General features: G+C 30.5%; 20 protein-coding genes and 1 other RNA gene. All 21 read right to left on the reverse strand.

The genetic code is table 11. The features are described from left to right. Nucleotides 1-47: 47 nt before the first annotated feature. Nucleotides 48-1136, reverse strand: coding sequence for an iron-containing alcohol dehydrogenase family protein (locus CLOPA_RS17115; protein ID WP_015616687.1), 1089 nt, complete (start codon nt 1134-1136; stop codon nt 48-50). Between the two features lie 301 nt (nt 1137-1437). Next, nucleotides 1438-3126: a bifunctional diguanylate cyclase/phosphohydrolase gene (locus CLOPA_RS17120; protein WP_015616688.1), complete on the reverse strand. Its 1689-nt coding sequence runs from the start codon at nt 3124-3126 to the stop codon at nt 1438-1440. A gap of 57 nt (nt 3127-3183) precedes the next feature. After that, nucleotides 3184-3309 (reverse strand): cyclic lactone autoinducer peptide, encoded by a 126-nt coding sequence (locus tag CLOPA_RS17125; protein ID WP_015616689.1) that lies wholly within the window; start codon nt 3307-3309, stop codon nt 3184-3186. 1 nt (nt 3310) lies between these two features. Next, entirely contained in the window at nt 3311-3973 is a 663-nt protein-coding gene (locus CLOPA_RS17130; protein WP_015616690.1) for an accessory gene regulator ArgB-like protein, read from the reverse strand. Next, nucleotides 3954-4442: a hypothetical protein gene (locus tag CLOPA_RS17135; RefSeq protein ID WP_015616691.1), complete on the reverse strand. Its 489-nt coding sequence runs from the start codon at nt 4440-4442 to the stop codon at nt 3954-3956. The genes CLOPA_RS17130 and CLOPA_RS17135 overlap by 20 nt, the downstream gene beginning before the upstream one ends. Before the next feature lie 71 nt (nt 4443-4513). Beyond that, nucleotides 4514-5056 (reverse strand): DUF5317 domain-containing protein, encoded by a 543-nt coding sequence (locus CLOPA_RS17140; RefSeq protein ID WP_015616692.1) that lies wholly within the window; start codon nt 5054-5056, stop codon nt 4514-4516. A 401-nt stretch (nt 5057-5457) separates the two neighbouring features. After that, nucleotides 5458-6138: a pseudouridine synthase gene (locus tag CLOPA_RS17145; RefSeq protein ID WP_015616693.1), complete on the reverse strand. Its 681-nt coding sequence runs from the start codon at nt 6136-6138 to the stop codon at nt 5458-5460. A gap of 321 nt (nt 6139-6459) precedes the next feature. Next, nucleotides 6460-6816: a transfer-messenger RNA gene (gene ssrA, locus CLOPA_RS24515) on the reverse strand. A gap of 217 nt (nt 6817-7033) precedes the next feature. Continuing rightward, the gene (smpB, locus tag CLOPA_RS17150; RefSeq protein WP_015616694.1) at nt 7034-7507 is read right to left on the reverse strand and encodes an SsrA-binding protein SmpB; all 474 of its coding nucleotides are present in this window, start codon (nt 7505-7507) and stop codon (nt 7034-7036) included. Between the two features lie 124 nt (nt 7508-7631). Next, nucleotides 7632-9902, reverse strand: coding sequence for a ribonuclease R (rnr, locus tag CLOPA_RS17155; RefSeq protein WP_015616695.1), 2271 nt, complete (start codon nt 9900-9902; stop codon nt 7632-7634). A gap of 168 nt (nt 9903-10070) precedes the next feature. After that, complete coding sequence (gene secG, locus CLOPA_RS17160; RefSeq protein WP_015616696.1) at nt 10071-10313, reverse strand: preprotein translocase subunit SecG; 243 nt, start codon at nt 10311-10313, stop codon at nt 10071-10073. Nucleotides 10314-10663: 350 nt separating this feature from the next. After that, nucleotides 10664-11959, reverse strand: coding sequence for a phosphopyruvate hydratase (gene eno, locus CLOPA_RS17165; protein WP_015616697.1), 1296 nt, complete (start codon nt 11957-11959; stop codon nt 10664-10666). Between the two features lie 167 nt (nt 11960-12126). Further along, on the reverse strand, nt 12127-13659 hold the full coding sequence (gpmI, locus tag CLOPA_RS17170) for a 2,3-bisphosphoglycerate-independent phosphoglycerate mutase (protein ID WP_015616698.1): 1533 nt from the start codon (nt 13657-13659) through the stop codon (nt 12127-12129). A 556-nt stretch (nt 13660-14215) separates the two neighbouring features. Next, nucleotides 14216-14965, reverse strand: coding sequence for a triose-phosphate isomerase (gene tpiA, locus CLOPA_RS17175; protein ID WP_015616699.1), 750 nt, complete (start codon nt 14963-14965; stop codon nt 14216-14218). A gap of 318 nt (nt 14966-15283) precedes the next feature. After that, nucleotides 15284-16477, reverse strand: coding sequence for a phosphoglycerate kinase (locus CLOPA_RS17180; RefSeq protein ID WP_015616700.1), 1194 nt, complete (start codon nt 16475-16477; stop codon nt 15284-15286). A 166-nt stretch (nt 16478-16643) separates the two neighbouring features. Continuing rightward, nucleotides 16644-17648 carry a type I glyceraldehyde-3-phosphate dehydrogenase gene (gene gap, locus CLOPA_RS17185; RefSeq protein ID WP_015616701.1) on the reverse strand — a complete coding sequence of 335 codons (1005 nt, stop codon included), beginning with the start codon at nt 17646-17648 and terminating at the stop codon, nt 16644-16646. A 128-nt stretch (nt 17649-17776) separates the two neighbouring features. Beyond that, a complete protein-coding gene (locus CLOPA_RS17190; RefSeq protein ID WP_015616702.1) occupies nt 17777-18817 on the reverse strand; it encodes a sugar-binding transcriptional regulator in 1041 nt (346 codons plus the stop codon). A gap of 135 nt (nt 18818-18952) precedes the next feature. Further along, entirely contained in the window at nt 18953-20314 is a 1362-nt protein-coding gene (rpoN, locus tag CLOPA_RS17195) for an RNA polymerase factor sigma-54 (protein WP_015616703.1), read from the reverse strand. A 116-nt stretch (nt 20315-20430) separates the two neighbouring features. Next, on the reverse strand, nt 20431-21273 hold the full coding sequence (locus CLOPA_RS17200; RefSeq protein ID WP_015616704.1) for a DegV family protein: 843 nt from the start codon (nt 21271-21273) through the stop codon (nt 20431-20433). Between the two features lie 125 nt (nt 21274-21398). Further along, nucleotides 21399-21881: a tRNA (cytidine(34)-2'-O)-methyltransferase gene (locus CLOPA_RS17205; protein ID WP_015616705.1), complete on the reverse strand. Its 483-nt coding sequence runs from the start codon at nt 21879-21881 to the stop codon at nt 21399-21401. 169 nt (nt 21882-22050) lie between these two features. Continuing rightward, nucleotides 22051-22872 (reverse strand): Cof-type HAD-IIB family hydrolase, encoded by an 822-nt coding sequence (locus CLOPA_RS17210; RefSeq protein WP_015616706.1) that lies wholly within the window; start codon nt 22870-22872, stop codon nt 22051-22053. Nucleotides 22873-23147 lie beyond the last annotated feature (275 nt).

Raw genomic sequence — 23147 nt, forward strand, 5'->3', positions numbered from 1 at the left:
AATCTACACCCCCTTAGTTTTCACAAATGTAAAAATCTAAGTGTGATTTACAAGGCTTTTGTATATTTATAATCATATTTCTCCAATTCCAAGATTGAATCCTCTATCATTTTATAAGTAATTTCATAAGGTACATGAACTATATCTCCTGTTTGTGAGGCTTTATTGATTACTGGTTCCAGTTCCTCTTTTGTAACCTCCAGATCTGCAAGTCTTGTTGGTAAACCTACACTCCTGCAGAACTTGTACACTTTATCTAGTTCATCAAATTGTTTATCGCACAATAGCAATACCAATACGCCATAGGCAACAACTTCTCCATGTAAGTGATTTTTTTCAATCTGTTTTAATACTGTCATACCATAGTATATAGAATGAGCAAGACAGCTATTGTAATCATTAATAACAAGATTGGAAACAAGCCCTGTACTAATAATAATGTCAAGAGCAACCTGTTCTAATTCATAACTTGCAATATTTGCTTTGCAGTCCTCTAAAGCCTTTTTACCATTCTTCAACAAAGGCTCCGTACATATTTTACTAATTTGAACTCCTAATGCATTGAAATGCTCAAGTTCATCATTACGAGAGGAAAAAGTGCATTCATATTTTTTGCTTAAAGCATCACCAATACCTGCCCATAGAAATACTTTAGGTGCTTCTGCAATTATTTGGGTACATATAAAAGTGTGATTAGCTGGTTTATCTCTAAAATACAACTCTTTAAAAACACCTTTATTATCATACATAACACATACGGATGTACAAGGTGCACAGTTGGAAGCAATGGTAGGAAAGGTAAATATAGGTTTATTTAAATGATGCGCAAGCACTTTACAAGTATCTATCGCACGACCACCACCAACAGCAAATATCATATCTGCTTTATGTGCTAAAGGATTCTCTTTTAACATTTCAACATTTTCAAAAGAAGAGTCTCCGCCATACCAAATGAAATCCAGAATTTCAAGTGTGCTGTCTTTAACAGCAGTTTTTATCTTTTCCTTTGCTTTTTCCATAGCAGTTTTGCCACCAATAACAACTACAGTTTTACCGTAACTTGGACAGAGTTCCTTTATTTTATCATAAACATCTGTTCCTATACTGTAACTTGGTAAAAAAACACTATAACTCATATTAATCATCCCTCTATTATTTTTAATTAACTACTAATTTTTAATACTTTATTTGTAATAAAATTTGTTTTTCAGAAATTTAAAATTATTAATTTATCTTACTCACATAATTATTATAACTAATTCATATTTGTATTACAACTTAAGTGGGGCTGCCTCAAAAGGAATAAATATTCATTAAATTTGAGAACGTCCTCATTTATTTGTTAAAAATCAGATTTTAATAATTATTTTTAGTAGTAAAATAGTTAAGAAGCTGCTTCACAATGTATAGATATATTGTGAAACAGCCCCTCTTTTTTTAATAATTAATATTATCTTTATTTTCTTTAATAACTTCTATAAATGCATTAGCAATAGAAGGATCAAATTGAGTACCGCTGCATTTCTTTAATTCTCCCATTGCTTCGTCATAAGTTTTTACCTTTGAATATGGCCTGTTAGATGTCATGGCATCAAAACTATCCACAACTGTCAAAGCCCTGGCAAGATAGGGTATATTCTCTCCTTTTAGGTTTCCAGGATAACCCTTCCCATCATATCTTTCATGGTGATGTAATATTAGTGGAGAAATATTCTTCAGTGATTCAACAGGCTTTATAATTTCCACTCCATTTTCCGGGTGCTGCTTTAATATTTCCCATTGTTCTTTAGTCAATGGCATCTTTTTAATCAAAATTTCTTTTGAAATATTGATTTTACCAATATCATGCATATAAGCTCCATATATTAGTTTTTTCTTATCTTCCTCACTAAGTTTAAGTTTATCTGCAAGTAATCTGCTATAAATAACTACCCTTTCAACATGACCGTAAGTATATCTATCTTTTGCATTAATAACACTTATTAATGTCTTTATAGACGTAACAAGATCTATATGCCTATCTTCTATGTCCTCTTTTAACTCATCCAGTATAGAATGATAGGTTTCAACTCTGTTTTTATTAAAGAATTTAGCTCTATAAAGTGCATCATCTGCGCTCTTTATAAGTTCAACATCACTCTTAGCTTTATCAGGAAAAGTAGATATCCCTATTGAGGCAGTTAGCTTCCCTTTTGGCTGATTTTCTTCACCATCAAAATGAGTCTCCTCAATTTTACATCTTATATTTTCAGCTATTTTTATTCCATCCTCTTCTGAGGTATCAGGCAGTATAATAGCAAATTCCTCTCCACCATATCTTGCTGCAACATCCCCATCTCTCACATTGTTCTTTAACAATAATCCTATAATTTTAAGCACCTCATCACCCTTTTGATGTCCATATAAGTCATTATAATTTTTGAAATGATCTATATCTATAAATATCAACGAAATAGGCTTATTATCCTTTTCATATGATGTTACTTTCTCTCTTAAAGCCTCGTGAAAATACCTATGGTTGTACACTTCAGTAAGTCCATCTTCATTTGCCAGGCTTTCAAGTTTCTTGATATGGTCACTTTCAGTTTTTACATAGAACCCAAGAGGCCATGCTGTAAGTATAAAAACACCCGCCATTATCAAATCTTTTTCAAAATATATATTTTCACCTGAATAGGGACCATATACTAGGTCTACTATTAATACTATGATTGAAGAAATACAGGCAATTATTACTCCTTGCTTTATTCCAGATTGTATAGTCGTGGTTATTATAATAAATAAAAATAAAAATTTAAATTCACTTTTATGTGCACCTGTAAGAAATACAATAACAAAGAATATTAAAACAAATGAATAATTTTCAATTATCTGAATTCTAGCAACGTATTTTTCATTAAATTTCTTAGTGGTAGAAAATGCCCATATAGAGTAAACCAGAGTTAATACAAGTACTCCAAATAAGATTACATCTATTGTTAATGTATAATTAAAATTACTTATATTTATTTTATACTTATTAAAAATAAAGTTATAGAATCCCATACCTGAAAATAATAGCGAAGTTAATTTTACTACAGATACTATATCATTTATCTGCTTTCTTTTATTATCAATTTTATTCATACTTTCACTACCTTATATTAATCTAAAAATAGTAAGGCCGGTAAAACCGACCCCTCTTTACTCTTCTCTTAAGCATTTTGGTTCTTCTGGCTGATAAAAAAATATAAAGCATGCTGATGAAGCTACCACAGCAGCAACTACAGTTGCAACAGAAGCAAGCAAAGTTAATAATCTTTTTTTCATTTTAATTACCTCCTTTTTTAATTATTAATATATGATTTGAAAAAGCATCGATTTTATTCATTGTGCTATGTCCAACTCTAGTAAGAGTAAATATCTGCCAAGCTGTACCTCCATATATGCATAGAGAATAAATCAAAAACCTCGTATCTCTGAAGAAAATATAGATAGCAACATTAATCACAACAATTATCATGTAAGTACTTAAAACAAAAGCAGACCATTTTTTCATCCTGATTTTTTTTTCCTTTGTTTTTATTGGTTTTGCTGGACTGTCTATCGGAGCTAATTTATAAATTAAATAATAAGACCATACAAAAATCACAATGCCTAGAAATAACAATAATTTAAGATTAATTACAGAACCAAATAAATATAATAACAGCAATGCTTGTCCAATACAAATAATAGTACCTATAGTAGCACATTTACCTGGGGAACTTGCATGAGCACCACCAGAATATTTTCTCAGTATGCTCCCCGAAAAGCAAACAATAAGTGCCTCTATTGTAACATGAAACATGAGACCAAAAATAATAACAAGAATTATAGATAGAGCTATATGAATTAAAGCAAACATCCCATAGGCAATTATCTCTCTACTATTATTATCAAGCTTTAATTCTGCTGCAACTTTATTAGCAATATTATTCGTTAACTTTTCCATATGAAATATATTTCAACTCTTTTCTTTTACATAATCTAATATAATACACTATTACTATACAACCAAAAATCAGCAATGATGGGCTATTATATAATATTTTTAATATTTGATCTCTAAAAAGAAAATTTAAATCTTTTCCCAATATAAACTGAAGAAAAAAAATATTTACTAATTCACATATAAACTCAAGAAGCATTATGACAATACATACTTTGATAGATTGAATAACAGGAAATCCATTTGCAAAAATTGCCAATGTAATAAAAACAATTAGGTTTAGCATAGAATCTGCTCCATTTTCAATTGGAAGAAGTCTAATAAGATATACAATAACAGATAGTAATATAACGGAAATTAAGTATCTGTTTAATTGAATCTTATTTTTTGTAAAGGCATAAGCTGCTAAAAATAATAATAATCCCTCAGGAATTCCTCTCATTATAAATTCTAAGAATGATACTTTTAACATATTCTTCTTCTCCTCAGTAAATCGTTAAAATCTTATTTTTTAAGACCAATATAAAATGTATTTTTAGGAACTTAGTTTTTAATTTTATTAATGCTCTTTATGGTATTAAAAATAATTATAAAAGTAAAAAGTCTTATAAATATGTCTCCAATACTTAAAATACTGTATCCTAAATCAATAGTATCAGTTAAAAATTTTAGTTTACTGGCTTCATTTCCCAGAACATGTATATCCTTAACTTTTATGAAGACATCCGGTTTAACATAACCGGTTAAATATGATAATGTTGGAAACACAGGCATTTTACCACCATTAGCTGAAATTGCTATCTTATTTAGTATAGTGCCTGTAATAATGCAAGCTGACCCTATAATGGCGCTGAAATATTGTTTATATTTAATAATTAAAATTAAAAATGTACAGATATAAATGGGTTCTAATATACCAGCAAATTTTATAAAATTATAATTTTCAAAGAACACTGTCATATTTAAAAAAATATATATAACCATAAATGCTAATACAGGATATACTTCCCAAGACATAAAAAATGGTTTCAGCTTGTACCCTCTTATTTTTGCCGCCAACATAGCTATGAGTATAGTTTCTAGCATAATACATGTCCCTCAATCTTTTGTCATATTCTTAATATTGATAGTTTATTTTTATTAAATAATTTCATGTATAATTATAAGATTATGAACTTGTTATTTTCGCTCTAATTAGCTATATTATAACAGTATTTTTTATTAAATGCTATTTCTTTTTTATTTTATAATACTCATTAGTGATTAATTTACTTTGATTTAACACTAGATTAAAAATTTCACATAGAAATTGCTGTTTAAATTGCTAAATTATCCAAAAATCATGCTAATATGTATGTTAGAAATTATTATTAAACTTTTGCTTACGTCAAGCAAATATTCTCAGAAATCTTTATTTTTAATGTTATAGTACAATTGACCTTGTATAATTCTAGCTTGAAAACCGTATTGAATTTTTTTAATGAATATTACAGTTTCTTTAATTCTGCTACTTCTTCCTCTGTAAGATTACGCCAGTTACCCATATCTATACCATCAATTTTTATATTAATAATTCGAATACGTTCTAGTTGCACAACTGTATATCCAAAAACCTTACTCATTCTTCTAATTTGTTTATTCAGTCCCTGTGTGAGAATAATACGAAAAGTATCTCCTTTAACTCTGCTCACTTTGCAAGGTCTTGTCTTAACCCCACAAATTTTCACTCCTTCAGACATTACTTTCATGAAAAAATCATCAAAGGGCTTATTAACAGTTACTATGTATTCTTTCTCATGTTTATTTTCTGACTCCAAAATTTTATTGGCTAGCTTCCCATCATTTGTCATTAATATTAACCCTTGAGATGCTTTATCTAATCTGCCAACAGGGAAAATATATTCTGGATAATTCATAAAATTAATTATATTGCTTTCTACTTCCTTTGCTGCCGTACAGGTAATTCCCACCGGTTTATTTAATGCAATATAAATTTTATCTTTCATAGGAATAGGCTTATTATCAATGAGGATAATATCCTTCTCCTCTACCCATTGCCCCAGTTCACAAAGTCGCCCATTTACAGTTATTCTATTTTTCTCAATAAGTCTATTGGCTTCTCTCCTTGAACAAAAACCAAAATTACTAAGAAGTTTATTAATTCTCATTTTAAAATATTATCCTTTCATTTCTATCTACGAATTATAAAACTTATTATATCTTAAACATATTACAAGAGGATTTAGTATTGCAATGTTCAATCTAATGCATGAAACTCTGTTTATCGCCTCAACTAACGTACATACAAAACCATAAATTAGTTTACACTATAACCACCTAGTTTAAAAGGTCATGATATTTTGTCTCCAGAAGAAAAAGCATATATTGCTGGAATAATAGATGGTGAATGTACATTTTTTAATAATTAACAGTTTTCATATGCTAAAAAACCCACATTAAAATCACTTTTAATGTGGGTTTATCTTCATTGGTGGAGGCGAGGGGTATCGAACCCCTGTCCGAAAATAGTAATATCTAAGCATCTCCGAGTGCAGTCTCCCTTTTAACATTCCCTCCATCAGACGCCAAGAGACAGGCTTCCGACTTTAGTAGCTTCATAAATCCCGTTTCTAGGTCAAAGCTTTCCTAGACTCGTTTCCCCACTGTCGACGCCCATCCTTAAGCCGTGGGACTCAAAAGGCGGACGTAGCAGACTACGCTGCTAAAGCTAAATTATCGTTTTTAGCGTTTATATTTAATCCCATAGTTTTTTGACGCGGGTCCACAGGTTCCCTCGACTCGCTTCCTAGGTACAACGTATCCCCGTCGAAACCAAGTACGCCCCCTTGTCATATTACCTTCATAAATATGAAAGTATTTATTGTAAAATACTAACCACTCAGTGGAACTAATATTTCACATTGCAACAAAGGTCATACGCAAAACAATAGCTTTCACAAATATATTAAATTTTTATTTGTTTATCAATTACTGTAACTACATATTACACTATGTGCACAAGTTAATCAAGTATTATTTTTAAGTAAAATTTGTAAATTTTTTCTACTGTTTCATTCTTTCCTTCATTTGTCTGTCAATTTCTCTTTTTGCAGCTTTTTCTAACATAGCATCTCTTTTATCATAATCCTTTTTACCTTTAGCTACAGAAAGCTGTACCTTAACTCTGCCATTTTTAAGATATAAAGATAGGGGAACTAAGGTATATCCTTTTTGTGAAGTATATGCCTCAAGTTTTCCTATTTCTTCTTTATGCAAAAGAAGTTTTCTCTTTCTAAGAGGATCTCTATTAAATATATTTCCCTGTTCATAGGGACTTATATGTACATTACACATAAATACTTCCCCATTATTTATTTCTGCATAACTATCCTTAAGATTAGCTTTGCCTAGTCTTATAGATTTTACTTCTGTACCTACAAGTTCTACTCCACATTCCATGGATTCTTCTATGAAATAATCATGTCTAGCTTTTCTATTTTCAGCTAATGTCTTATTAGTCTTACTCTGTTTAGCCATAAAAACACCTACTTTAGTTTATTGCAGTAATTTATTATACTGCAAATATTCATATACGTCAATTTTAAATTTCTATATTATTCCATTTTATCTTCAATTAACAATTAAAGTTATTCACATTATTTTATTCCTCTTCATCACTTATTTCAGGTTTATACACATTACCTATATCTTTCACTGCTCTTGGAAGATGAATTTCTTCTATTTTCTCTTTTGAATCTAAATCTTCATTTTCTTCTAGTTTTTCTTCCGTTAGATTATTATCTCTAGCTTCATCTTCCTTTTCCTTAGGAATCTTAAAATAAATTTCATGAGAAGCTAAATCAACCTTTTGCACCTCTATTCTCACTTCATCTCCAAGTCTATATATTTTTTTAGTTCTTTCGCCAATAAGACTTAAATGTTTTTCATCGTATATATAGTAATCATCACTTAAATCACTTATATGCACTAGTCCTTCAATAGTATTAGGAAGTTCTACAAATATTCCAAAATTCGTTACAGAAGATATTATACCATCATATTCTTCACCAATCTTATCCTTCATGTATTCAGCCTTTTTAAGATCATCTACTTCTCTTTCCGCTTCCTGGGCTACTCGTTCCATATCTGAAGACTGTACAGAGGCATAGTCAACAATTCCAACTAATTTTTTTGATCTTTCCCCATCTATTTTTCCATGTAGAAACTCCTTTATTATTCTATGTATCATAAGATCAGGATATCTTCTTATAGGTGAGGTGAAGTGGCAGTAATATTTAGCAGCAAGCCCAAAATGCCCTACACATTCAGGAGAATACCTTGCTTGCTTCAGGGATCTTAATAATAATGTACTTACTACGGCTTCTTCCTTTTTCCCCTTTACTTCCTCAATAATTTTTTGCAATTCCTTTGGATGAACTTTACTTCCCCATTTAACTACATAGCCAAGATTATGGGCAAATTCATTAAAATGCTCCAGCTTTTCTGTGTCTGGATCTTCATGAATTCTGTAAACAAAGGGAAGATTAGTCCAAAACATATGCTCTGCTATAGTTTCATTGCATACCAACATAAATTCTTCTATTACCCTATTTGCTACGGCCCTTTCGTAGGGCTTTATATCAATTGGTTTTCCCTGTTCATTTAATATAATTTTACTTTCTTGAAAGTCGAAGTCTATGGCTCCTCTATTCATTCTCCTTTTGTACAGAATATCGCATAGTTCACCCATAGCTATAAAGTCTTCATATAAATAATCATATTTTTTTATAGTTTCCGTATCTTTATCTCTAAGTATCTTAGTTACATCTGTATAAGTCATTCTCTCATTTGTTTTTATTATACTTTCAAATACATCGTGATTAACCACTTCACCACTTTTATCTATTTCCATAAAACAACTAAGTGCCAATCTATCTACTTTAGGGTTTAAACTGCATATGCCATTAGAAAGTTTCTTTGGGAGCATAGGTATAACTCTATCTATGAGATAAACGGAGGTTCCTCTTAAAATAGCCTCTTTATCTAGTGGATTCTTTTCTCTAACATAGTTAGAAACGTCCGCAATATGAACACCCAGATAATAGTTGCCATTATCTAATTTTTGTATAGATACGGCATCATCCAAATCCTTTGCATCTTCTCCATCTATAGTAACCATTTTAATATCTCTTATATCTTTTCTATTTTTATACTCTTCTTTTGGTATAGTATCTGGTATATTTTCTGCAAATTTTAATACATTATCAGGAAATTCCTCTGGAAGCTTGTGCTTTTTTATAATAGTCAGTATGTCTACTCCCTTATCCTCTTTTTTACCTAATATTTCAACTATTTTACCTTCTGGATTTCTTCTCTTTTCTGGCCATTCTATTACTTCTGCAATAACTACATCTCCTGTTTGGGCTTTTCCCTTAACACTCTTAGGTATAAATACATCCTGGTGTATTCTAACATCATCAGGAACTACAAAGCCAAAATTTTTACTATCTTCATATACTCCTATTATGGTCTTATTAGCTCTTTCCAATATTCTTATTATTTCACCTTCACATTTTTTCCCACCATTTTCTTCTCTTGTTATCTTAGCTACTACTCTATCTCCATTCATAGCTCCATTCATAAAAGAACTGGGTATAAAAATATCCGGTCTTTCCAGTTCACATATTACAAAACCAAACCCCTTGGCATTTCCTTGAAGTTTACCTACTACAAGTCCCATTCTCTCTGGTATACCATAATGTTTTGTCCTATTTTTAACAATAAGTCCTTCTTGCTCCATATCATTTAAAAGCTTCTTAAAATTATTTGTTTCTGATTTTCTGATATCAAATATTCTTGAAAGCTCTAATATATCCATAGGCTTATATGCTTGTTCTCGCATAAATGGCACTATCATTTCTCTTAAATTCATAATTTCAACTCCATTCAAAATAATATATATCTTAATTTTTAACTATTAAAGATATAATATTCATAAATAATTATATTTTTAGACCTAATTAGTAAATTTTATAAAATTAATTTCTATAATAAAAAAGGTATAATTCTAAGTACTAATAGAATTATACCTCACTTAATCTTATTTTTGTATAAATCTTGGTAAATTTTGTGCAATAACCGAAAGTGCAAATATTACGGAAAAAACAATAGTTACTCTAGCAAGCATAGATTCACGAGTCTTAGATTTATTTCTTGAAAAAAATGTATCTGTGGTTCCAGAAACAAAATTAGTAAATCCATCCATTTTACTAGGTTGCATTAGAATAGAAACTATAACAACAATAGCTGCTATCACCTGAATAATTATTAATAAATTGTGCACAAGTAAAACCTCCTATAGGCAATTTAAACATCTAAAAAATAACACTATACTACCCACTTATTATCTTTAAAAAACAGCTTAATCTGTTATATGTAAAAACAAATTTTACTATGATTATTTATATTTAATTTTAGGCATTATGTTCAACATTATTCATTTTAGCATATTTAATTAATTATTACAATATAAAGAACCACTTGATGAATTAATTCATCAAGTGGTTCCCTATATATAACCTAGGTCATCTTCAAATAAATAGCCAAGATGTCTAAGGCATCTGAAAATAAATAACAATTCAAAGATGCGACGTATATTTTGAAGATGTCTAATTTAAATTTAGCTTAAAATTACTATCTCTTTAAATTGTAGAATGCATCAAGGCCTCTGTATTCTCCGATTTCGCCAAGTTCTTCTTCAATTCTTAAAAGTTGATTGTATTTTGCAACTCTTTCTGTTCTTGCTGGTGCACCAGTTTTAATTTGTCCTGCATTAACTGCCACAACTAAATCAGCTATAGTTGTATCTTCTGTTTCTCCTGATCTATGAGAAACAACAGCAGTATAACCTGCTCTTTCAGCTCTTTCTATAGTATTTAAAGTTTCAGTTAATGTTCCGATTTGGTTTAATTTAATTAAAACTGAATTTGCAACTCCTTTTTCAATTCCAGTTTTTAATCTAGCAGTATTAGTTACAAATAGGTCATCTCCAACAAGTTGAATTTTACTGCCAAGTCTGTCAGTAAGCTGCTTCCAACCTTCCCAATCATCTTCTGCCAAACCATCCTCTATGGAGATTATTGGATACTTATTTACTAAGTTTTCATAGTAATCTACCATTTCTGATGCTGATAGAACTTTGCCTTCTCCTGCAAGATTATATTTACCATCTTCATAGAATTCTGAGGATGCTGGATCAAGTGCAATATACACATCTTTTCCCGGTTCATATCCTGCTGTTTTTATAGCCTCAATTATAACTTGAATGGCTTCTTCATTACTCTTTAAATTTGGAGCAAAACCACCTTCATCACCTACAGCAGTTTCAAGGCCTTTAGCTTTAAGATTACCCTTTAATGCATGGTAAACTTCTGCACCTATTCTAAGTGCTTCACTAAAGCTTTTAGCTCCTGCTGGCTGAATCATAAATTCCTGAAGATCTACATTGTTATCTGCGTGTTTACCACCATTTAATATGTTCATCATAGGTACAGGTAAAACTTTTGCATTTACTCCCCCTATATATGAATATAAACTTACTCCAAGATATGCTGCTGCCGCTCTTGCTACTGCCAGAGAAACACCAAGAGTTGCATTAGCGCCAAGTTTTGCCTTATTATCTGTTCCATCTAATTTAAGTAAAGCATTATCGATTGCCACTTGATCAAAAACACTTCTTCCTATAAGTTCTGGAGCAATAATACTATTAACATTGTCAACTGCCTTCAATACACCCTTACCATTATATACATTTTTATCATCATCTCTAAGCTCAACTGCTTCAAAAATTCCTGTAGAAGCACCTGAAGGAACTGCTGCTCTTCCTATAGTTCCATCCTCCAAAGTAATTTCTACTTCCACTGTAGGAGTAGCCCTCGAATCCAAAATTTGTCTAGCATAGACATCTACGATTTCAACTTCAAAACTCATAATAAATTCCTCCCATAAAAAATTATTTATTAATAAACTATATTAATCATAATGACCATAAAAATTAAATATAGTATTATTCAAACCCTTAGAATTAAATTTTAATCCTTGCATTTTATTCTAATAAATATTACCCAAACAATACCATCAATAGTGTAACCTTTTTGTTATTTTTTTATTAAGCTTTTTCCAGTCATTTCAGCTGGTGCTTCAAGTCCCATAACCTCAAGCATTGTAGGTGCTATATCTGCCAATACTCCATCATCTCTAAGTTCCTTTGAATCATTGCTTACATATACAAATGGTACAGGATCAGTTGTATGTGCTGTCATTGGCTTTCCTGTAGAATAATCCAACATTTGCTCTGCATTACCATGGTCAGCTGTAATAAATACAGTACCATCTTTCTCTAGTATCTTATCCACAACTTTGCCTAAACATACATCTACAGCTTCTATTGCTGCCTTAGCTGCTTCAAACACACCAGTATGTCCCACCATATCAGGATTGGCAAAATTTAATATAATCATATCATATTGATCTGAATCCAATCTCTTTAATAATTCATCTGTAACTTCATAAGCGCTCATTTCTGGCTTAAGATCATAAGTTGCTACCTTTGGAGAAGATATTAATGCTCTATCCTCATCCTTATTTGGTTCTTCAACTCCACCATTAAAGAAGAAGGTTACATGAGCATATTTTTCAGTTTCAGCAATTCTCAACTGCTTTTTACCAAGCTTACTTACATATTCTCCTAAAGTATTAGTAAGATGCTCTGGTTTGTAAGCCACTTCAACGCCTTCTAAGGTTGAATCATATTCTGTTAAAGTTACAAAAGTTAAATTTAGAGCTTCTCTCTCAAAGCCATCAAATTCTTTATCATTTATAGCTCTTGTTAACTCTCTAGCTCTATCTGGTCTAAAGTTAAAGAATATTACTGAATCCTTATTTTGTATTGTAGTTAATGGCTTACCATTTTCAACTATAACTGTTGGAAGAACAAATTCATCCGTCTTATTATCATGATAAGATTTTTCTACAGCTTCTGATGCACTATTTGCAGTTTCACCTTTTCCAAGTACTAATGCATTGTATGCAAGTTGTACTCTTTCCCATCTATTGTCTCTATCCATTGCATAGTATCTTCCAGAAACACTGGCTAGTTTACCAATACCAATTTCTTTCATGTACTCTTCAATCTCTGTTACATATTCCTTTGCTGAACCTGGTGCTACATCTCTACCATCTAAGAAAGCATGTACAAATACTTTTTTAACACCCTTTTGTTTAGCAAGCTTTAACAGACCCTTTAAATGTTCAATATGTGAATGAACTCCACCAGGTGATAAAAGTCCTATTAGGTGCAATGCTGAATCATTATTTAATGCATTATCTGCTGCTTTAACTAAAGCTTCATTCTTAAATAGCTCTCCATCCTCAATGGCTTTAGTTATTCTTGTAAGTGATTGATACACAATTCTTCCTGCACCAATATTTAAATGTCCAACCTCTGAATTTCCCATCTGTCCATTAGGTAGTCCAACACTTAATCCACTGGCCCCTAAAGTTGTATTATAATAATGAGTAAATATATTATCAATGTTTGGTTTATTAGCTGCCTTTACTGCATTTCCCTCTACTTTATCAGTTAATCCAAATCCGTCTAAAATCATTAGCATAACAGGTTTTTTAGTCATTTCAATTCCTCCATATGTTTAAAAATTAATATATATTCACATATAAACTAATAATTTATAGGTAAATCAAATAATCTATATGCTATTTTCAATTTTATAAATTTAATTTTCTAAAATAAATACCAAGTCCATACACTGTAATCTTGTTCTAATAAACATTGATAATTTATCTATATAATTTATTATAATAAAATAATGCTACAAATTGTGAGTACTTTACCTAAATTATATTATATAAATACTATTTTTTAAAGCCGAAGTGTAAACAATTTATATTTAATTTTTCACTTCGGCTTTCATATCTTACAAAATAATTTTTTATTCTATAAACAGATTTCTAAGTATCGGTATTTTTGGTACTTAGAAATCGTTGTCCTTTAGGGTAAATCGCTATCCAGGGACGTAGCCACTCTTTACTCCCACTTTTGCAGAGTGCGATTGGAGTATTAGAGTGGGTAGTCATCGGGAAAATACTTCATGTACAATGTAATAAAAATATGTCTCTAAAATAGACTATATTGTATATTACTTACTTATTCCTTTGTTAAACCTATGTCTAGAAATTGACAATAGCTGCAAAATCAGAAGCTTTTAGACTTGCTCCTCCAACTAGTGCTCCATCAATTTCTGGCTGCTGCATTTGAGCTTTTATTGTTCCAGGTTTAACTGATCCACCGTATTGAATTCTTACTTTATCAGCTACTTCCTGTCCAAAAATTTCAGCAACAGTTTTTCTTATAGCTCCTATTGTTTCATTAGCTTGCTCATCTGTAGCTGTTTTACCTGTTCCAATTGCCCAAATTGGTTCATAAGCTATTACAACCTTTGCAGCGCTATCAGCATCTAACCCTGCCAAATCCAATTTTATCTGTTTTCCTGTAACTTCATTAGTTACATTTGCTTCTCTTTCTTCAAGAGTTTCACCACAGCAAAGTATTGGAATTATGCCATGTGCAAATGCAGCCTTTACTTTTTTGTTTAATGCAGCATCTGTTTCATTGAAATATTCTCTTCTTTCACTATGTCCAAGTATTACATATTCTACACCTAATTCTTGAAGTGCTTTTAAAGATATTTCTCCAGTGAAGGCTCCAGTTTCTTCAAAATGAGCGTTTTGTGCAGCCACTTTAACATTTGTTCCCTTAACAGCTTTTACAACTGTTTCCAAAGCAATAGAAGTAGGCGCTACAACAACTTCTGCCTTTGCATCCTTAACAAGTGGTTTTAATTCTTCAATTAGTTTTAAAGATTCATTAATAGTATTATTTAATTTCCAGTTTCCAGCTATTATTGGTGTTCTACTCATTATAATTCACGCTCCAATTTTATAATATAGAATTTATCCGATGACTAGCCGCTGTAACACTCCACCTTTAGAGGGTGGAGATAACATCGGCACGTCCCTGGATAATTCATCTAAACTTAGCGGGAATACAAACTCCCACTAAGTAAGATTCATTGATATTAATATTTTACTTTATAATCATTTATTCTTCAGTTATATCATATCATTAACAAAGAGTCTGTAAATAAATTTTGTAATAATATTTATTATACACAAAGGCAGAATAGAAAAATTTCTTAAATCATTTTTCTATTCTACATATATATCTATGAATCTTAATTATTTATCATTAAGTGCTGCTATTCCTGGAAGTTCTTTTCCTTCTAAGAATTCAAGTGAAGCACCACCACCAGTTGAAATATGAGTCATTTTGTCTCCAAAGCCTAATTGGTTAACAGCAGCAGCACTATCTCCACCACCTATAACTGTTGTAGCATCAGCTTCTGACATAGCCTTAGCAACAGCAATTGTTCCCTTAGCAAAGTTTTCAAACTCAAATACTCCCATTGGTCCATTCCAAATAACTGTTTTAGCTTCTTTAACAGCTGCAGCATATTCTCCTGATGTTTTAGGTCCAATATCAAGACCCATGTATCCTTCTGGAATATTAGCATCATCAGTAGTTACAGGTTTAGTATCAGCACTGAATTCAGCTCCAACTACGTTATCAATTGGAAGTAATAATTTTACACCCTTAGCTTTAGCTTTTTCAAGCATTTCTTTTGCATATTCTACTTTGTCTTCCTCAACAAGTGATTTACCAATAGTATATCCCTGTCCTTTTAAGAATGTGTAAGCCATTCCTCCACCAATGATTAGTGTATCAACTTTTTCAAGAAGATTGTTTATAACATTGATTTTATCTGAAACTTTAGCACCACCAAGAATTGCAACGAAAGGTCTTACTGGATTCTCTACTGCTTCTCCTAAGAATTTTAATTCTTTTTGGATTAAATATCCGCATACAGCAGTTTTAACGAATTGAGTTACACCAACTGTTGAGCAGTGTGCTCTATGAGCTGTACCAAAAGCATCATTTACATATACATCAGCAAGTGAAGCTAATTCCTTTGAGAAGTTTTCTTCATTCTTTCCTTCTTCTTTTCTGTATCTTGTATTTTCAAGAAGAACAACTTCTCCCTCTTTTAAGTTTTCAACAGCTTTTTTAGCATTTTCTCCTACAACAGTATCATCTGCAGCGAAAACAACTTCTTTTCCCAGTAACTCTGAAAGTCTCTTTGCAACTGGTGCAAGAGTAAGCTTTGGATCTGGGCCTTTAGCTTTTCCAAGGTGTGAGCAAAGGATAACCTTTCCACCTTTTTCTGTTAAATATTTTATAGTTGGAAGTGCACCATTAAGTCTGTTTTCATCAGTTATAACGCCATCTTTTAAAGGTACATTAAAATCACATCTTACTAATACTCTTTTACCCTTAACATCGATGTCTTCAATTGTCTTTTTATTATATGACATATTATTTCACCTCATAAAAATTATTTTAAAATATGTTTTATTATATCTATTAGAATCTAAATTTACATATTTAGTTTTAAAAAGGCCCAGCCTCATAGCCTTAACTACAAAACCAGACCTATTTACTATGTTCACATTTTAAACTTTCAATTATTAACTTTTAAGACTATTTTGCAATTTTAGCGAAATATTCTAAAGTTCTAACTAATTGTGAAGTATATGACATTTCATTATCATACCAAGAAACAGTCTTAACTAATTGTGATCCATTAACATCTACAATTTTAGTTAAAGTTGCATCAAATAATGAACCATAAGATATTCCAACAACGTCTGCAGAAACTATTTCATCTTCAGTGTATCCGAAAGACTCATCTGCAGCTGCTTTCATAGCAGCATTAATTTCTTCAACTGTAGTGTTTTTCTTAAGAACTGAAACTAATTCAGTTACTGAACCAGTTGGAACTGGAACTCTTTGAGCATTTCCATCTAATTTACCTTTTAATTCTGGGATAACTTGTGCAATAGCTTTAGCAGCACCAGTTGAGTTAGGAATTATGCTGACAGCAGCAGCTCTAGCTCTTCTGAAATCACCTTTTCTGTGTGGGCCATCTAATGTATTTTGGTCATTAGTATAAGCATGAATTGTAGTCATAAATCCTTTTTCTATTCCAAAACTATCGTTTAATACTTTAGCCATTGGAGCTAAGCAGTTAGTTGTACATGATGCACCTGATATAACTGTTTCAGTTCCATCAAGATCATTATTATTAACATTGAATACTATTGTCTTTAAGTCGTTTCCAGCAGGAGCTGAAATGACAACTTTTTTAGCGCCAGCTCTTACATGAGCTTCAGCTTTTTCTTTCTTTGTGAAGAAACCAGTACATTCAAGAACAACGTCTATTCCTAATTCTCCCCATGGTAATTTTTCAGGATCTGCTTCAGCGAAAACTTTAACTTCTTTACCATTAACAACGAAAGCTCCTTCTTTAACTTCAATTTCACCATTGAATCTACCTTGTGATGAATCATATTTGAATAAGTGTGCTAACATTTTTGCATCAGTTAAATCGTTGATTGCAACAACCTCTAAACCAGGTACTTCAAGAATTCTTCTTAATGCCAATCTTCCTATTCTTCCAAAACCATTAATAGCTACTTTTGTCATTTTACTACCTCCAAAATAAAATATTCTAAAATTATATGTAAATATATAATTATTAGCAATTTATATATTAACAAAACATATTATTTACTAAGTGCTATAAATAAATACTTTAATAAACAATTGTTTCACTAATTATCATAATTATCATTAGCCATGTTTAATATCTCCATTGCTGTACCCTCATCCGTAATGAGAATATTTTTTTCATTATTAAGCTGTACAGATGCTATAGCGTCTGCTTTTGACTTTCCACCAGCTACGGCTATAAGATTTTCAAGTTTCCTAATGTCTTCTATTTTTAATCCTATTGATGGAGTTGAGTAAACTACTTCTCCTCTTTTGTTAAAATAATAACCAAAAGCTTCTCCAACTGACCCTTTTTCTAATATAATGTTAGTTTCCTCTTGGCTTAAGCCTCTCCTTGTACTCATTTCATCAGCTCGACCAATTCCATAAATAACAACATTTGCATCATGTAATATATCTATAACATTCTTAATACTTTTTTCATTAAGAATTGTACTGAAAGCCACATCACTTAAATTCTCTGGAACATTTAAAAGTTTATATGTAGCTCCTAATTTATTTGCTAAACTAGCAGCAAGAGTATTGGCTTCTGTTTCAACTTTTCTTTCCATAGCTCCCCTTGCTGGAACTACTATGGTATTTTTAAAATAAGGAATATAGGATAAATTATCAATAACTTCTTTTATAGTAGTACCACCAGTAACTGCTATAATAGTATTGTCCTTAAGTATTCCCCTTACATATTGTGCAGCAGTCCTTCCAAGTTCATTCATAACTGTATGATCTTCTTCTACATCTCCTGGCACAATTACAACCTTTTTAATTCTTAAAGTTTGTTTTAGAGCCTCTTCTATTTCACTTAAACCTTTAATTTCGTGTATAAAATCTTTCAGCCTATCAATTATCTCTTCACCTTCTGAGGTAACTGTCATCCCAGGTGTACTTATATTGATTAAGTTTTGCTTTTTTAAAAAATTAATCTCCGTTCTGACTACTCTTTCTCCCATTTCTAAATGATTTGCTAAAATTCTTCTTCCAACTGGCTGATTATAGTAAATTGCTCTAAGTATATTATACCTTTTCTCAAGTAAATCCATAAGCTCCGGAACAATTTTTTGCTGTAATTTTAAAATATCCTGCAATTAAACCACCCCTCTGGCCTACTGATGTCCCAGTAACTCAATTCATGTCCCAGTTATTATTATAGAATAAATAAACTTATTTTTAAATAGTATTTTCAAAAAAAGTCTAAATTATTTTGTTAAAAATCTGAAAATCTAAAATCTTTTTCTTTTGCTGGATGATTTTATCCCCAATTCATCCCTATATTTCGCTACAGTTCTCCTAGAAATACCCATACCTTCATTTTTTAATATATTACAGATATCCTGGTCTGAAATTGGTTTTGACTTATCTTCTTTATCAACTATATCTTTAATATAATTTTTAATCTTAACCGTAGATAAATCCTCCTCTTTATTATTACTAACGGATGTGGTAAATAGATCTCTAATTTTTATAATTCCCCTATCTGTATTTATATATTTTTCTTTAATAGCTCTACTGACAGTGGATTCATGCATATTTATTCTCTCAGAAATATCCTTTAAGGTCATAGGTATTAAATAGCTACCCTTATCTAAAAAATAATCTCTTTGTATATCAACAATTTGTTCAATAACTTTATATATGGTATTTCTTCTCATGTCTATACTCTTTATAAGAAATGTGGCCCCATTGATTTTTTCTTTCACATATTTCTTTGCATCTTCATCTTGAGAATCATTCAAAATATTTTTATATAAATTATTAATGGATAGCTTGGGAATAAAATTATCATTCATTATAATATATAATTGGTCGTCAATTTGCTTTATATAAGCATCAGGTATAATATACTCAGTTTCATCTCCAGTATAAAAGCCTCTTGAAGGTTTTGGTTCAAAATTCTTTACCCTATCTCCATAAGCTTGAGCCTCTTGGATTGTAATATTTAAATCCTTAGCAATTTTATTATATCTATTTTCAGCTATATCTTCTAAATATTTATCTATTATATCCTGAAGATTCTTATCCAATATACCCTTTTTTTCAGCTTGTATTTTTAAGCATTCTTTTAAGTTCCTAGCACCAACCCCTATAGGTTCTAATGATTGTACTATCTCTAGGCTTTCGTAGACATATTTTTTATCTACTTTTAAAGTCTCTGATAATTCCTCTATATTTTCTGTTAAATAACCTGAACTATTTATACATTCAATGATATAATAACATATAGATTTAATGTAATCATTTTCAAGCAAGTCTATAATCTGGTCTTTCAAAAAATCTTTTAAGGATTTCCGCTCCGATATAAAATTTAATGGTGATACTTCTTCATTATCTCTTGAAATTTCTCTGCTATTATAATTATCAGATTCTAAATATTGAGACAATTTGTTATAATCAATTTCATCATTTTTTTCCTGTACTATATCTGAAGGCTCTATATCAACTACGGGATTTTCCTGTACCTCTTTATTAACATAATCTAAAAGTTCATAATTTGACATTTGCAAAAGCTTTACAGATAATTGCATCTGTTGAGTCATTACAAGTTTTTGCTGCTGTGTTAAATTTAAATTAAAATCTAAATTCATATCATCACCTAAATCTGAATTAATTATTTAGGCATCTGAAAATAATTAATTATTTTTTCATGATGCCTTATATTAAAATAATTATACCATATTTAATTAACTATAAATAAATTCATTTAATATTTTTCAATAAAAAATATTCCGCAGGCATGAGCTCCACAATGTGCCCCAACCACACACCCAACTTCACATTCTATAAAATTATTATTATTGCTTTCCATATTTGCCCTTAAACTAGATCTTATTTCTTCTTCATCAATATGTAGTAATATGGCTGTATCCTTTTCACTAAAACCTAAGTTATCAGTATATTCCAAAACGGTCTTCACTGCTTTTTTAGTTCCTCTGACTTTATTCATTACTGACATTTCCCCATCTTTCACTTCCAGTATAAGCTTTATACCTAAAATGCTTCCTATGGCCCCTGCAGTCCGTGATAGCCTTCCTCCCTTTACCAGATTATCTAGACTATTGAATACAAGAGCACTCTTAACATGTGGAATAGACTCTTCAATTTTACTTTTTATTTCATAAAGACTAAAACCCTCTTCTCTTAATCTACATGCCTTAAGAACAATAACTCCAAGCCCTGAGGTAACATTTAAAGTGTCAATGACTACCACATCTTCCTTTTTTTCAAGCATATCTCTAGCTATACAGGATGACTGATATGTTCCACTCATTTTTGAGGACATATTTAAAAGCAATATTTTATATCCTTCATTAAGATATTTTTCAAAACATTCAAGATATCTTTGAGGATTAACCTGAGAAGTAGTTGGAAATCTTGTTTCGTTTTTCATAATTTCTAATAATTTAGATGTAGTTATGTCCACACCATCTAAATAAGATTTTTCACCTATATTTACAGTAAGAGGAAGTACCTCTATATCATACTTTTTTATTATGTCCTCATTCAAATCTGAGGTACTTACAGTTATAATTTTAATTTTTTCCATTAAAATTTCTCCCTATTTTATTAGTAATTTTAATACAAACAGCCACCATCAATTATTAGACTATTTATATAATTCTACCTTTAGGCATAATAACTAGTCAATATGCTAGTCTATTTTCATATGCCTTATTTCATATTGGGAAATCCAATTTGTCTTATTCCCTCATAAGCTACTATAGCTACTGTATTAGAAAGATTAAGAGACCTTAGACTAGTTTTTATCATAGGAACTCTTATACATCTTTGTGGATCACTATCTCTTATTTCATCTGGAAGACCACAGGATTCTCTTCCAAACACCACAAAATCTCCCTGTTTAAATTTTACATCATCATAGTAATTTTTACCTTTAGTAGTAGAAAAATAAAAGGTTGAGTTTTCATATTTCCTTCTTAATTCCTCAAAGGAATCATATAAATTCATGTCCAGTTCATCCCAATAATCAAGCCCTGCCCTTTTAAGATGTTTTTCATCCAGGCTAAAGCCAAGAGGTTTTATTAAATGCAATTTACTATTTGTGAGCACACAAGTTCTTGCTATATTACCAGTATTCTGAGGTATTTCTGGTTGAAACAAAACTATATTTAAATTTTCCTTTTCCAAAATCATTTTACGTCCCCCACTCTATTAGTCATACTTTACTGTCAATTTTCTGCTGTCTACTGTTTTTCTTCGTCTTTTCACAATTATGAACCCAAATATATAAAATTTATATTAACCTATAATAAATTATTAGTAAAGTAAGGATTACATTTGTGTATTTATCATATATATTTTCTTAAAGTATAAACTTTTCTATTACCTTTGCCACTCCATTATTATTATTTGTCTCTGTTATATAATTTGCAATATTTTTTACCCTATCAGTGGCATTACCCATAGCAACACCTAATCCTGCAAATTCTATCATTGACAAATCATTTTCGTTATCTCCGATACAAATAACCTCTTCCCTCGCAATGTTATAGAAATCTGCCAATACTCTAACTGCTTTTCCCTTTGCTACGCCTTCAATCATTATTTCTATATTATCTCTATTTGAACTTACCACTTCATAATATCCAGCTTCCAATATTTCGTCTCTTGCCTTAGCTAAGCCTTCATAATTATTACTAATGCAAATACATTTTAAAATATCATCTCCCTGTTCTTCAATAACCTTATCTATATCCTCTGTAGTAATTAATTTTATTTTATTTTTATCAGATAAATTTTTATTCATTGCAGCATAGGTATTACCTTCATAAAATCCATTTTGTGTAATTACAGCATCATATTTATTATAATATATATTAAAATCATATTTATTAAGTATACTTTGCAATTTTTTACATTTGTCCACTCCTATAGAAAGTTCATAAATAACCTCATCGCTATCCTTTTCTCTTATATAGGCACCGTTAGATGCTATAACAGGAGCTTTCACTCCAATAAGTTCAGCGTAATATCTGGCAGAAGCAAATAACCTTCCTGTACACACTGCTATTTTTACACCTTTTCCACTAGCCTTTTTTAAAGTATTTAAATTTTCATCACTTACTTCTTTTTTATCGTTTAGAAGAGTTCCATCCATATCAATACAAATTAATTTATAATTCATCCTCTCATCTCCCTATAATCAGCATATTCAAATAAATAACTAGTCAGTATGCTAGCTAGCATCTTTCACTTACTATTTATTTTCACATGCTAAAGTCTAAAAATAGAAATTATTTTGAAAAAATTCTACTTTTATATTATACATTAATACTACAATTAATTCACTTAGCTAGCACAAAAACTATATAAAAATAAGATATAGTAATAATTATTATAAAATAATTATAATCACTTGAAAAACTATCTAACAACGTTTATACTATCATCAGGGAATAT

Source organism: Clostridium pasteurianum BC1 (assembly GCF_000389635.1).
Taxonomy (GTDB): Bacteria; Bacillota; Clostridia; order Clostridiales; family Clostridiaceae; genus Clostridium_I; species Clostridium_I pasteurianum_A.